At 69.8% G+C, this 12,190-nt stretch carries 11 protein-coding genes; 4 read left to right on the top strand and 7 right to left on the bottom strand.

Features of this window, described 5'->3' with window-relative positions; translation table 11 throughout:
* The 3 genes from FL344_RS16335 to FL344_RS16325 all read left to right on the top strand — a co-directional run bounded on the left by FL344_RS16335 (position 1) and on the right by FL344_RS16325 (position 1,809).
* Entirely contained in the window at positions 1 to 435 is a 435-nt protein-coding gene (locus FL344_RS16335; RefSeq protein ID WP_090489002.1) for a hypothetical protein, read from the top strand.
* Positions 436 to 475: 40 nt separating this feature from the next.
* The gene (locus FL344_RS16330; protein ID WP_090489000.1) at positions 476 to 775 is read left to right on the top strand and encodes a YtxH domain-containing protein; all 300 of its coding nucleotides are present in this window, start codon (positions 476 to 478) and stop codon (positions 773 to 775) included.
* 110 nt (positions 776 to 885) lie between these two features.
* Positions 886 to 1,809 (top strand): hypothetical protein, encoded by a 924-nt coding sequence (locus tag FL344_RS16325; RefSeq protein WP_141619182.1) that lies wholly within the window; start codon positions 886 to 888, stop codon positions 1,807 to 1,809.
* Between the two features lie 25 nt (positions 1,810 to 1,834).
* Here FL344_RS16325 and FL344_RS16320 read toward each other — a convergent pair whose 3' ends face one another.
* On the bottom strand, positions 1,835 to 2,686 hold the full coding sequence (locus tag FL344_RS16320; protein ID WP_228557713.1) for a hypothetical protein: 852 nt from the start codon (positions 2,684 to 2,686) through the stop codon (positions 1,835 to 1,837).
* Positions 2,687 to 2,829: 143 nt separating this feature from the next.
* Between FL344_RS16320 and FL344_RS16315 the strand changes: the two genes are divergently transcribed.
* Positions 2,830 to 5,370: an adenylate/guanylate cyclase domain-containing protein gene (locus FL344_RS16315; RefSeq protein WP_141619180.1), complete on the top strand. Its 2,541-nt coding sequence runs from the start codon at positions 2,830 to 2,832 to the stop codon at positions 5,368 to 5,370.
* Position 5,371: 1 nt separating this feature from the next.
* On the opposite strand, the gene FL344_RS16310 is transcribed toward FL344_RS16315, so the two are convergent.
* The 6 genes from FL344_RS16310 to FL344_RS16285 all read right to left on the bottom strand — a co-directional run bounded on the left by FL344_RS16310 (position 5,372) and on the right by FL344_RS16285 (position 11,806).
* Entirely contained in the window at positions 5,372 to 5,737 is a 366-nt protein-coding gene (locus FL344_RS16310) for a ferredoxin (protein ID WP_141589037.1), read from the bottom strand.
* A 155-nt stretch (positions 5,738 to 5,892) separates the two neighbouring features.
* Complete coding sequence (locus FL344_RS16305; protein WP_090488990.1) at positions 5,893 to 6,657, bottom strand: NADH-quinone oxidoreductase subunit I; 765 nt, start codon at positions 6,655 to 6,657, stop codon at positions 5,893 to 5,895.
* 42 nt (positions 6,658 to 6,699) lie between these two features.
* On the bottom strand, positions 6,700 to 8,148 hold the full coding sequence (locus tag FL344_RS16300) for a complex I subunit 1 family protein (protein WP_141619179.1): 1,449 nt from the start codon (positions 8,146 to 8,148) through the stop codon (positions 6,700 to 6,702).
* A 2-nt stretch (positions 8,149 to 8,150) separates the two neighbouring features.
* Positions 8,151 to 10,031 carry a 2Fe-2S iron-sulfur cluster-binding protein gene (locus FL344_RS16295; RefSeq protein WP_141619178.1) on the bottom strand — a complete coding sequence of 627 codons (1,881 nt, stop codon included), beginning with the start codon at positions 10,029 to 10,031 and terminating at the stop codon, positions 8,151 to 8,153.
* On the bottom strand, positions 10,028 to 11,275 hold the full coding sequence (gene nuoD, locus FL344_RS16290; protein ID WP_090488985.1) for an NADH dehydrogenase (quinone) subunit D: 1,248 nt from the start codon (positions 11,273 to 11,275) through the stop codon (positions 10,028 to 10,030). Before nuoD ends, FL344_RS16295 begins: the two co-directional genes overlap by 4 nt.
* A gap of 12 nt (positions 11,276 to 11,287) precedes the next feature.
* A complete protein-coding gene (locus FL344_RS16285) occupies positions 11,288 to 11,806 on the bottom strand; it encodes an NADH-quinone oxidoreductase subunit C (protein WP_020478794.1) in 519 nt (172 codons plus the stop codon).
* Positions 11,807 to 12,190: the final 384 nt, after the last annotated feature.

Here is a 12,190-nt window from a genome sequence, read left to right as displayed (position 1 = left end):
ATGACGACGTTTCCAGGTGCATCGGGCAATGGCATGCCGCAGGACCCGCAGGGCGGCGGCTTCGGGCAGCGAGTGGACCACATTGGCAGCGACGCGCAGCAGCTCTGGTCCGACGCGCGCGGCGCGGTGACGGACTTGGGGCAGACGCTGGACCTGCGGGGGCGCGTGGAGCGCAACCCGTACGGGATGATGGCGGCCGCCGTGGGCGTCGGCTATCTGCTGGGCGGCGGGCTCTTCACGCCGCTGACGGCGCGCATCCTCCGGCTCGGCGTGCGCCTCGCGGCGCTGCCACTGGTCAAGGATGAGCTGTTGGGCATGGCGGAAGCGGCCTTCCAGGGCTATCAGACTGGACGTGGTATGGCTGGTCCGGGCCCACAGGGCTCCGCCTCGGCGAACGCCACTTCCGCAGGCACTCCTCGCCCGCCGACGTACTGAGGCCGGGCTTTCCTCCACCCCACAACCCCCGGAGTCTCAAATGGTGAATTTCAACAACCTCAAGAAGCTGGACAAGGACGACCTGCTGCACCTGGTGGGCCTGGAGACGCGTCGGGACACGGTGGACACGCTCCTGCCCGTCGTGGGCGCCTTCGCCGCGGGCATCCTCGTGGGCGCGGGCCTGGGCCTGCTGCTGGCGCCCAAGCCGGGCAACCAGCTGCGCGATGACCTCCGTCAGCGCCTGCACAGCGGCCAGGAGTACCTGTCCAACGCGGTCGGCCGCTCCTCCGAGGGCGCGGCGCAGACGGGCCCGCAGGGCACCGTGTCCCGCACCGCCTGATTCGCGGCACCCGCCGCACGCGGCCCCGGACGGGGCAGGGGCCTCCATTCGCGCCGGCAACGGCCGCGGGTGGGGGCCTTCCCGTTTGGAGCCGGTTAGAGTCCACGGCCGTGAGCGAGACGACGCAGGGTGGGATGGTGAAGCACGCCGGGGCCAGCGAGGGCGTGAGCCCGGACGCGGCGCTGGCGCGGCTGCGCGCGCTGGAGACGCTGGAGTCCGGGTATGAGGCGTGGCTGGAGCTCCAGGTGGAGCACGCGGCGTCGCGCCTGCGCTTCCGTGAGGAGCGCGAGCGGCTGGAGCAGCAGGGCTCGTTCCTGTTGGGCGCGGTGCGCGCCGCGGGGCTGACACCTGCGTCGGGCACCGAGCCCGCGCTGGTGACTCCGCCCGCCGCTTCAGGGGACTTCCTGCGGGACGCGGAGGACAAGCTGACGCAGGCCCGCGACGCGCTTGCCCGGCGAGAGGCGGAGAGCGAGGCGAAGCATGCCGAGGCCTTCGCGGAGATTCGGGCCACGCTCAAGGACCGCGTCCAGCGCTACCTGAGCGCGAGCCGCCCATCCCTGACGTTGCTGCTGCGCCGTGTGGGGACGGAGCGCGCGATTCTCCATCTGGAGCGCGTGTCCGGAGACACGCCTGTGCTGCTGTGCTTCCTGTTCGCGGCCAGGATTCCGTCCCGGTACGGCTTCCTGCTGGATGACGCGACCGAGGACGTGTCGCTGCCGCCCGCGCCGCTCTATGCCGACGCGGGCGTGGCCGCGGACGAAGTGCGTCCGGACGCGGTGGGGTTGGAGTCGCGCGTGCGGGGGGCAGGGGAGGTGGTGCCGCTGAAGGGCTTCCTCCCCGTGTTCGTTCCGCGCCCTTCGGGAGGCGAGGACTTCTTCCGGCTGCTTCAGCGGGGCGTGGTGCTGGAGGTGGAGGTCGCGGACGGGACGGCCTTCCGCAACGTCCTGTCCCGCGAGGAGTCGGAGCGCTTCGCGGGGCACCTGCTGCGCCTCAAGCTGGAAGGGCGCATCGGGCTGGACATCGAAGTGGGCTGACGCGCCTCGCGCCTGTGAGGCCGTCCTAGCGCGTGCGCACGACGCCCACCTCGGCGGTGCCCGCCAGCAGCGCGCTGCCGAGGAACAGGTTGCCGGATTCGGCGCCGCCCATTCGCACGGCGTGGAAGATGACCAGGTAGGTCTGCTCGCGCTGAGGGAAGGCGGTGCCCGGAATCGTCACGCGGGCCTCGCGGTACGGGCCCGGCAGTCCCACCAGTTGGAGGAACTGGACCGGCGTGGAGGGCAGGTTGGTGTACGTCGGCTCGCCCTGCGCGCCCTCGGCGCTCAGGGGCACCACGGTGACGAAGCCGAGCGTGCGGTCCGTATTCGCCGGGGGCGCCGGCCGGTCGAAGGACAGGGGCGTGCTCGCGTCGATGCGCAGGAAGCCTTCGGGCGGGTGCAGCGCGGCGATGGTCTCCTTCATCGGCGCGTCGTCCACCTGGCCCACGTAGCGCGTGCCACCCCGGTTCGCGATGAACTGGTAGGTGGCGCCGGGCTGGTAGGTGAAGTCGGAGGCGCCCACGCTGGTGCGGCGGTAGTTGCCGGAGCCCTCGTCCGCGAGCGCCGTGGCCTCGCCACCCACCGGCTGCACCGTGATGTCGGCCCCCGCCAGGCCGGAGGGCTGCGAGTTCTCACCCGTCTTGCTGCCAAAGAAGACGATGGCGGCCGTCTGCGCGGGCAGGGCGAGCACGTCGCCACCGTCCGGGCTGAAGGTGCCCGCGTCATAGCCGGCCAAGGCGGAAGCGGAGACCTCCACCTCCGGGGTGGAGAGCAGCGTGCCGACCATGACGTGGTCGGCGGTGAGCTGATCCAGGTCGCAAGCCAGGAAGGCGAGGGAGGAGGCGGCGAGCGCCGCGGACACCAAGGTGCGTTTCATGGGAGCACGAGCATAGCAGGCACCCCCGCAACGACGACCGCGCTCGGGCCCATCTCGGGGTATCCTCCGGACCACCCGTGCAAGGTCACCGCGTTCACTCCGCAGGCCGGCGCTTCCTGAAGCGGCTTGGCGTCTCCCTGTTGATGGCCCTCCTCTTTGGAGGCGTGCTGGGGCTGCTCGTGTACCTGCGCCCCACAGGCCTCGTGCCGCCCAAGGACCCGCCGTCGGCCTGGGTTCCCTCCGCGGCGGTGGATGCCGCGCAGGCCTGGCTGGAAGGCTGGGAGCGTGTCACCTACGACTGGCGCGTGCGGGAGCTGGGCGAGCGCTCCGAGCGTCCCGACGAGGCCGTCGTCATCGCCATCGACGACGAGACGCTGGCCGAGGCCCGCCAGGATGTGCGCCCTGGCGTCGCCACGCAGCCCTGGCCGCGCCAGCTCGTGGGCCGCATGGTGCACCGGCTGGTCCAGGAGGGAGCGCTGCTGGTGCTCGTGGACCTGCCCTTCACGGACCTGAGCCCCAACGCCTGTGCCGAGGCCTCGTCCGCGTCGGCCTCGTCGCTCTCCTGCGACGATGCGGCCTTCGCCGCGCAGCTGGCGAAAGACCCGGGCCGGGCGCTGCTGTCGTTCACCTGGGAAGCGCAGGGGCCCCGGGTGCTGCCCCCCGCCAACCGCCTGTGGCCGTACCGCGTGAAGCTGGGCGTCTATGACGCGTCCGAGGCGGCCTCCCTGCGCGCGCAGGCCGTGCTCGCGGCGCAGCGTCCCGCCTTCATCATCCCCGCGGGCAGCCAGGTGGAGGTCTGGGGCGGCGCCATGGACGCAGCGGACGGCAGGGCGCTGGGCTCGCGCCTGGGCGCCACCGCGCATGTCCTCGAGGAGCGCCGCGCCGCGGATGACAGCTACCGCGTGGGCCCCACGGAGCTCTTCGTCGCGCTGGCGGAGGTGCAGGTGGAGGGACTGGACGCGGCGAACCTCATCGAGCTGCGCCAGGTTCAGCACCCCGTGGTGCCGCTGCTGAGCGGCAGAGTGGGGTTCGGTGCGTCCACGCTCGTGGCGGGCCGGGACGGGCGCGTGCGCGCCGTGGCACACCTCATGAGCTACACCGTGCGCGGCAAGCGCCACATCCTGCCGTCGCTGCCCCTGGCCGCGGCCATGCGGCTCGCCGGTACGCGCTCGCTCCGCTACGCGGACGGCAAGCTGCACGTGGGGGACCAGTACGCGTTCCCGATGAGCACCTCGGGCCTGAGCCTGCTGCGCTGGGATGCGCCCAACGCGGGCCGGGGCTCACGCGGCTCGCTGGCGCGCTCCATCCGCGCGTGGAACGTGCTCCTCAACGTCTTCGACGTGGCGGACGAGCGCCCCGCGCGCTTCGAGAATGACCTGGAAGGCCGCACCGTCGTCCTCACGCGGACCGCCGGCGAGTCCGCGCACCTGCGTTCCACGCCCCTGGGGCCGGAGACGCCGGGGGGCGCGATTCTGGGGCAGGCGCTGGCCAACATCCTCCGTTCGGAGGGCATCACCCGCGCGGCGCCGGATTTGGACCTGCTCCTCACGGTGGGGCTGGCCTTCCTCGGTGCCTTCCTGGCGCTGTCGCTCAGCTTCCTGCTGCGCTCGGTGCGCGGCGCCGTGCTCTACGTGGGCTTCCTGGTGGCGGCGGGCGCGGGCTACGCCTTCGGAGCCGCGTACGTCTTCGTCGAACAGCGGCTGTGGGTGGCCATGGCCGGGCCGCTGCTGGCCATGGTGGGCGCCTTCGTCGCCACCCTCCGCTACGCATACGGGACGGAGCGGCAGATTCGCGACTTCGTGCACAACGCGCTCGGCCGCTACGTCAGCCCGGATGTGGCCCGCCTGGTGGCGCGGGACTTGAGCCTGATGCGCCCCGAGCGCCGGAAGATGTCCGTGTACGTCTGTGACATCGAAGGCTTCACGCGGCTGTCGGAGAGCATGCCGCCCGAGCAACTGGTGGGCCTCTTCAACGCGTACCTCACCGAGATTTCCGCGGTGGTGCGGTCCACGGCGGGGCAGGTGGACAAGTACATCGGCGACTCGGTGCTGGCCTTCTGGGGCGCGCCGGTGCGCACGGACCGCCACGCGCACCTGGCCTGCGAGGCGGCGCTGAAGATGCGGGAGGTGCTGACCGAGCGTCAGTCCGTCTGGGAGAAGAAGTACGGCCACCGCCTCAGCTTCCGCGCGGCCGTGGACACCGGGGAGCTGGTGGTGGGCGACCTGGGCAGCGAGATGAAGTCCAACTACACCGTGCTCGGAGACGCGGTGGGGCTGGCCTCGCGGCTGGAGGCCATCAACAAGGTGTACGGCACCTATGTGCTGGCCGGAGACACCACCGCGCAGCTCGCCAGCGGCAGCTACGTCTTCCGCGTGGTGGACCTGGTGCGCTTCAAGGGCCGGCCGCAGCCGGTGCGCGTGCATGAGCTGGTGGCGCGCCGCGGAGAAATCACGCCCCGCATGCAGGAGCAGCTCGCGCTCCACGAGCAGGCCCTCACCGCCTACCACCAGCGCCGCTTCGCGGAGGCGCATGCCCTCTTCGAGCGCGCGTCACACGCGTACCAGGACACCGTCGCCGCGCTCTACGCCGGCCGCTGCGCCCGCTTCCTCGTCACGCCGCCGCCCGCGGACTGGGACGGCGTGCACGGCATGGAGGAGGGCGAGCCCACCGCCGCGGCGGCGTGAGTCATTCCTCGCCGTCGTCCGAGTCCGGCTGGCCGAAGAGCTCCTTCACCGGGGCGTCCTTCGCGATGTGCTCCGTCACCACGCGGCGCATCTTCTCCGCCGTCATCGCCGAGTAGTACACCTCTCCCGGCCAGCCCATGAGCTGGTAGTCCTCGGGAGAGAGCGGGTCTCTCTTGCGGCCGGTGTCCTCACGGACGACGACGTTGGGCCCCATGTGGCAGAAGCCGTAGCAGCCGCCGCGGTACAGCTCACAGCGCGGCACCAGCCCCTGGCCGGAGAGGGCGTCCCGGGCTTCGGCGTAGACGGCGTCCGCGCCGCCCGCCTTGCAGCTGGAGCCCTTGCACACCGACAAGCGGTAGCGCTTCACGGCGGCGTCTCCTGGAGGCCGCCATCAAGCGTATTGAAGAGGTTCAGCTTCACCACCAGCCCCCTGAAAAAGCGCCGGCCCGCCTTCCGCTTCAACGCGGGAGGGCGGGCCGGGAGTCCGGGTGAGGCCGCTACGGCCTCACTGGGAATCTGGATTCACTTGATGAACTTCGTCACCTGGATGGGGCCCTGCTGCGTGACGACGGCCTGGTGGCCCGCCTGGGCCCCCGCGGGCAGCGCCTTGCCGTGGCCGCCGTGCTCTCCGTGCGGCAGCTTCAGCTCCACCAGGCCCTCACCGATGCGCGTGTGCGCTTCCTTGTGGACGTGGTGCGGCTCCTCGGAGCCCTCGCGCTTGTTCCACGGGTCCGACGGGTGGGACACCGGCGCGCCCTTGAGCAGCTTCGGGATGTCGTAGACGAAGTTCTGCCGCGTGTACTCGGGCGGGGTGTGCATGTAGGTGTCCATGCGGATGGCGTCCTTGGGGCACGCATCCACGCAGAGGCCGCACACGATGCACCGCAGCTCGTCAATGACGAACTGGGTGGGGTACTTCTCGATGACGCGGTCCTCGGAGTCCGAGGCTTCGTCCTCGTACTCACCCGCCTCGATGTAGATGCACTGCGCCGGGCAGATGGTGGCGCACATGTAGCAAGCCACGCAGCGCGGCTTGCCGTCCTCGCGCGGAACCAGCCGGTGCAGGCCGCGGTAGCCCTCGGGGTAGATGGGCTTCTCCTCGGGGTACGCCACCGTCGTCATCAGGCTGGCGCCGGTGCGGTCCACCACCTGCGTGTTGGTGTCGCGCGTCCCGAAGAGGTTGCGGAAGAAGTGCTTCGCGGTGATGCCCAGGCCGCGGAGCAGGTTGGGCACATAGGTCCGCTCGCGGATGTCCGTGCGAGGGTCCTTGCTTACCTTGTAGGCCATGATGGTTCTCGATTCCCGGATGCTGGGGCCGAAAGGGGCGGCCTAGTGGGTGGAGACCGGGGCCGCGCCGTGGGCGTGCGCCGGCAGGTCATGGGCACCGTGCCCACCGTGGGCGTGGCCATGTCCGTGGTCGTGACCATGGCCGGCGTGCGCCCCGTGCGCACCGCCCGCGGGGACCTTCGTCGTCGTGGTCAACACCACCAGGATACCAATCTCCGCGATGCCGAGGACCGCGAGCGCCCGCAGGGACGGATCCCAGAGGACCAGCGCACCGGTCACGAACACGTTCACCAGGCCGAGGGGGAGGAGGATCTTCCAGCCCAGCGACTGAATCTGGTCGTAGCGGAAGCGGGGGAACGTCCAGCGGATGAGCAGCTGCACCCAGATGAGGAACAGCACCTTCAGCCAGAACACCGTGCCCAGGATGGTGCCCAGCAGCCAGCCGTGCTCCTGCATGATGGGCAGGTTGGCCAGCCACTCGTTGCCGAAGGGCAGGTGGTAGCCGCCGAAGAAGAACGCCGTCGTCACGCCGGCCAGCACCACGACCTCCACGAACTCGGAGATCATGAAGAGGCCGAACTTCATGCCGGAGTACTCGACGAAGTAGCCGATAATCTCCGACTCGCCTTCCGGCAGGTCGAACGGGGCGCGCTTGGTCTCCGCGAAGGACGCGGCGAAGAAGAGCAGGAAGCCCAGCGGCTGGATGAAGATGCCCCACGCGGGCAGCCCCAGGTCGAAGGCGCCGTCCGTGCGCCACAGGTAGCGGCCCTGGCCGGTGCCGCCGGTGAGCGCGTTGCCGATGTCACCGATGATGGCCGGGAACTGCACCGAGGAGAACGTGAGGAAGATGCCGACCAGGGACAGGCCGAGCGCGACCTCGTAGGCGATCATCTGCGAGGTGGCGCGCACGCCGCCCAGCAATCCGAACTTGTTGTTGGAGGCCCAGCCGGCCAGCGCGGTGCCGTAGACGGCCAGCGAGGCGATGGCGAGCACGTAGAGGGCGCCGAAGTCCGGCGTGGCCACCACCATGTCCACGTTGTGGCCGAACACCTGCACGGACGGACCGGCGGGCACCACGGCGAACAGGGCGAAGGTGGGCGCGAAGGCCAGGATGGGGCCCAGGTTGAACATGAACCGGTTCGCAGCGGCCGGAATCAGGTCTTCCTTGGTCAGCATCTTCAGCACGTCCGTGAGGATGTGCGGAAGGCCGCCCAGCGAGCGGTTCTTCAGGCCGGGCAGGGCGATGCGAGCGCGGTTGGGACCCATGCGGTCCTGGATGAACGCGCTCCACTTGCGCTCCGCCATGGTCAGCAGCGTGGCGATGACCATCACGAAGATGAGGACGAGGAACAGCACGTTGGTCAGCCGGCTCGCGCCAGTGAACCAGTGCTCCTCCACTAGGCCACCCACGAGGTAGGCCGTCGCCATGCCACCCGCCATCAGGAAGACGATGGTGAACATGGCGACGAGAATCGTCAGTACGCGGCTCATGACTAGATACCCCTCACCCGAGGCGTGCCGAACTCACGGTACCCCGCGGGGCGACCGTCGGCACCTGCCGGCAGCGGATTGATGCCCGGCTTCTCCCGGTCCGCCGGAGACGCCTTCTCCCAGTTGAACTCCGCGAACTCGGCCACCTTGCCAGCCAGCTCGCGCCACACGTCGACAGCGCGCTTCCAGGTGGACTCGCCACCCAGCTCGCGCGTCAGCTCCCTGACCCACTCCCAGCCCGGGACGACGTCGCCCTTGGGCGGGTACGCCTTGCGGAAGCGCTGGATGATGCCGTCCTGCTGCACGAACGAACCCTCGTCCTCGACGGGGACGGAGGCCGGCAGCAGCACTGTGGCCTGCGCGGTGATGGCGGACTCGGTGAAGGCCTGCGCCACGAACACGTCCAGCTGACCCGCGGCCTCCGCGAAGGCGTCTACGTTGCCCGGCACCTCGGTGCCGATGGCGTAGAGCGCCTTCACCGTTCCCGCCGTCAGCGCGGTGGTGAGCGCGTCGAAGGTCTCCAGCTTGAGGCCCAGCCCCTTCGCGATGAGCTCCAGGCCCTTGCGGTTGGGGTTCTTGTCGGCCGTCATCAGGAAGTGGTCGGCGGAGCCCGAAGGACGGCCGCCCACGTACACGGTGGACACGCCCAGCGTGCTCTTGGCGAAGTTCAGCCCGGCCAGCAGGTCCTCGTTGGAGGCCAGGGGCGAGGCCAGCACCGCCAGCTGCTTGCTGCCCTGCACCGAGCGCAGCGCCTTGGCCGCGGCCTGGACCGCTTCCTTGCGCGTGGTGACGGGCACCGCCTCGCCGGCGCGGTTGGCGCGGCGGCCCACCTGCGCCTGGAGCACGCGGCCCAGGTTCAGGTACTTGTAGGTGAGCCGGCCCTCGTCGCACATCCAGCTCTTGTTGATGGCCTCGTTCTCCCGCGGGCGGTAGCGGTACGAGTCCTGCGACATCCAGTCCACGTAGGTGGTGCAGCCGCGCGAGCAGCCGGTGCACACCGACGGGGTGGCGGACAGGAACCACGCGCGCGCCTTGAAGCGGAAGTCGCGGCTGAGCAGCGCGCCCACCGGGCACACGTCCACGGTGTTGAGCGAGTAGTTGCTGTTCAGCTCGCTGCCCGGGAACACGTCGATGCGCTCGTGGCTGCCGCGGCCGAACACGCCCAGCTGCGGCTCCTTGGCCACTTCGTTCATCACGCGCACGCAGCGGGTGCACATGATGCAGCGCTCCTGGTCGATGACGACGCGGGGCCCCAGCACCTTGCGCTTGTTCTTGAGGGCCTTGGTGCCCTCCAGGCGCGAGGGCCGGTAGTCGTACTTCATGTAGTAGTCCTGCAGCTTGCACTCACCGGCCTGGTCGCAGATGGAGCAGTCGACCGGGTGGTTCAGCAGCAGGAACTCCATCACCGCGCGCTGCTGCTCCTTCACCTTGGGCGTGGTCGTCTTGACGACCTGGCCTTCGGCCATGGGCGTCTGGCACGCGGGCACCATCTTGGGCGCGTTGGACGCCTCGATGAGGCAGATGCGGCAGTTGGCCGCGATGGAGAGGCGCGGGTGGTAGCAGTAGTAGGGGATGTCCGAGCCGACCGCCTTGGCCGCCTCGATCATGTTCGTCCCCGGCTTCACCACGACTTCCTTGCCGTCGATGGTGGCGGTGATGAACCCCGGGTTCTTCGGCGCCGGCTTGGGCGGCGGGCCGGAGGGCGGCTTGGGCGGCGGCGTCCCCGTGGGGCCGCTGGCGGCGGCGGGCGGGTTGTCCAGCTTCGCGCCGGCGGGCGGGTTGGACGGCTCGGGGCCAATCTTGGCCGCGGGCGTGTCCGTAGGCGCCCCCTTCGGAGGCGGCTGCGCATCACCGGTGGGCTTCTTCGTGTCGTTGTCGCTCACTGCTCGACCTCGCCGCCGATCATGTTGATGGTGTCAAACGTAGGGATGAGGTCCGCCAGCATCTTGCCTTCGATGATGTGGGGGACGGCCGCGAGCACCGGGAAGCCCGGGGCGCGAACGTGGACCTTGTAGGGACGGCCGCGGCCGTCGCTCACCAGGTACCAACCCAGCTCGCCGTTGGAGGCCTCGGTGGCGTCGTACACCTCACCGGCGGGCACCTGGATGCCCTCCATCACCAGCTTGAAGTGCGACATCACGCCTTCGATGGTGCCGTAGACCTCGGGCTTGGGCGGCAGCGCGATGCGCCAGTCATCCACAATGATGGGGCCCGCGGGGATGGTGTCCATGGCCTGGCGCAGGATGCGGATGGACTGACGCATCTCCTCGAGCCGGACCAGGTAGCGGTCGTAGTTGTCGCCGTGCTCGCCCACCGGGATGTCGAAGTCGAACCGGTCGTAGACCCAGTAGGGCTTCGTCTTGCGGATGTCGTAGTCCACGCCGCACGCGCGCAGGGCGGGGCCGGTGTAGCCGAACTCGATGGCGTCCTCGGCGCTGATGACACCCGTGCCCTTCGTGCGGTCCACGAAGATGCGGTTGTTCGTCAGCAGGCCTTCCATCTCGTCGAGCAGCGCCAGGCCCTGGTCCAGCGTCTTGTGGACGCGGGGAATCCAGCCCTCGGGCAGGTCGCGGTTGCTGCCACCCACGCGGCCGAAGCTGGTGGTGAGGCGCGCGCCGGTCAGCTCGGCGGTGCGGTCATGGAGCAGCTCGCGGAACTCCATGGCGAGGAGGAACGGCGCGAAGCCGCCCATCTCCAGGCCGGTGGCGCCCACGCACGTCAGGTGGTCCGTCAGGCGGTGGAGCTCGGAGCCGATGACGCGGATGTACTGGGCGCGCTCGGGAATCTCCAGGCCGATGAGCTTCTCCACGGCGTTGAGGAACCCGAAGTTGTTCATCATCGCGGACAGGTAGTTGAGCCGGTCCGTGTAGGGCAGGCACTGCGTCCACGTGACGTTCTCGCAGCTCTTCTGGAAGCCGCGGTGCAGGAAGCCGATCTCAGGGTCGATCTTGACGATCGTCTCACCCTCGAGCTCCACCTTCAGCCGCACGGTGCCGTGCGTGGCCGGGTGGGAGGGGCCCATGTTGATGACCATCCGCTTGGTCTGGAGGTGGGCGTCCAGCTCCGACTCGTGGGCGTACGCGTCGGTGTCGGGGTTCGGCGCTTCGGGCTTGAGGGTGTCAGCCATGGATGTCCTCGCTCAGGAGAGCCCGCTGGTGCCGGGACCGCGGAAGATGTCCTTGATGGGGCGCTCGGGGATGAGCGGCTGCCGGTCACGCAGCGCGTAGTCCTTGCGCAGGGGGTGCCCCTCGAACTCGTCGTAGAGGAGGATGCGGCGCAGGTCCGGGTGCCCGTCGAAGCGGATGCCGTAGAAGTCGAAGGTCAGCCGCTCCCACCAGTTGGCGCCGCGGAAGAGCGGCACCAGGGTGGGCACCACCGGGTTGGCTTCGCTCACCCGCACCTTGAGCCGCACGTGCTCGTGCCGCTTGAGGGAGTAGAGGAAGTAGACGACCTCGAAGCGAGGGTCGTTCTCCGCCAGGTGCAGCCGATCCACGGCGTCGATGGAGCCGAACAGCTTGAACTCCAGCTCCGGGTCGTTCTTCAGGAACGCGGCGACCTTCGGGAGCGAGTCTGCATGGATGACGGCCCAGGCGCCTCCGGTCCGATCCACGTAGCGATCCGCCACCGCCTCTGGGAGCTGGGCGGAGACCCTGTCCAACGCGAAAGTGCTCAAGGGTGCCCCAATGACTAAGGGAGAAGAATCCGCGGCTTTATAAGGAGCCCTCGGCGGGTGCGTCAACGTAAACCCTCAACCATGTAGCCCACTTAGGAGGCCCAGAAGCGGGCGTTGCGCGAAACCGGGTGGGAGGATGGGCGGCGGCCCGGACAGGGGGTGGATCAGCCGGCCGGCAGCGCGACTCCGGGGTGTCCTACACTGGGCGCAAAGGTGGCCACGGGCAGTCGCTAGCCGGGCACCAAGGTGGGGTTCACCGGCATCCAGGCGAAGGTCCTGGCTGTCATCGGGATGGGCACCGTGTGGTGATGCAGGGCCTCGCTGGCTGCCCGTCGAGGCGGAGTCAAGGCCGGCCATTCTGCAAGGCCC

It is taken from the genome of Myxococcus sp. AB036A, from assembly GCF_006547355.1.
Taxonomy (GTDB): Bacteria; Myxococcota; Myxococcia; order Myxococcales; family Myxococcaceae; genus Myxococcus; species Myxococcus virescens.
The sequence above is the reverse complement of the archived record's forward strand: the minus strand, read 5'-3'. Positions and strand labels throughout refer to the sequence as shown.

Coding starts and splice junctions, on each gene's coding strand:
- FL344_RS16335 (WP_090489002.1), top strand. CDS start 1: ATGACGACGTTTCCAGGTGCATCGGGCAATGGCATGCCGCAGGACCCG.
- FL344_RS16330 (WP_090489000.1), top strand. CDS start 476: ATGGTGAATTTCAACAACCTCAAGAAGCTGGACAAGGACGACCTGCTG.
- FL344_RS16320 (WP_228557713.1), bottom strand. CDS start 2,686: ATGAAACGCACCTTGGTGTCCGCGGCGCTCGCCGCCTCCTCCCTCGCC.
- FL344_RS16315 (WP_141619180.1), top strand. CDS start 2,830: ATGGCCCTCCTCTTTGGAGGCGTGCTGGGGCTGCTCGTGTACCTGCGC.
- FL344_RS16305 (WP_090488990.1), bottom strand. CDS start 6,657: ATGGCCTACAAGGTAAGCAAGGACCCTCGCACGGACATCCGCGAGCGG.
- FL344_RS16300 (WP_141619179.1), bottom strand. CDS start 8,148: ATGAGCCGCGTACTGACGATTCTCGTCGCCATGTTCACCATCGTCTTC.
- nuoD (WP_090488985.1), bottom strand. CDS start 11,275: ATGGCTGACACCCTCAAGCCCGAAGCGCCGAACCCCGACACCGACGCG.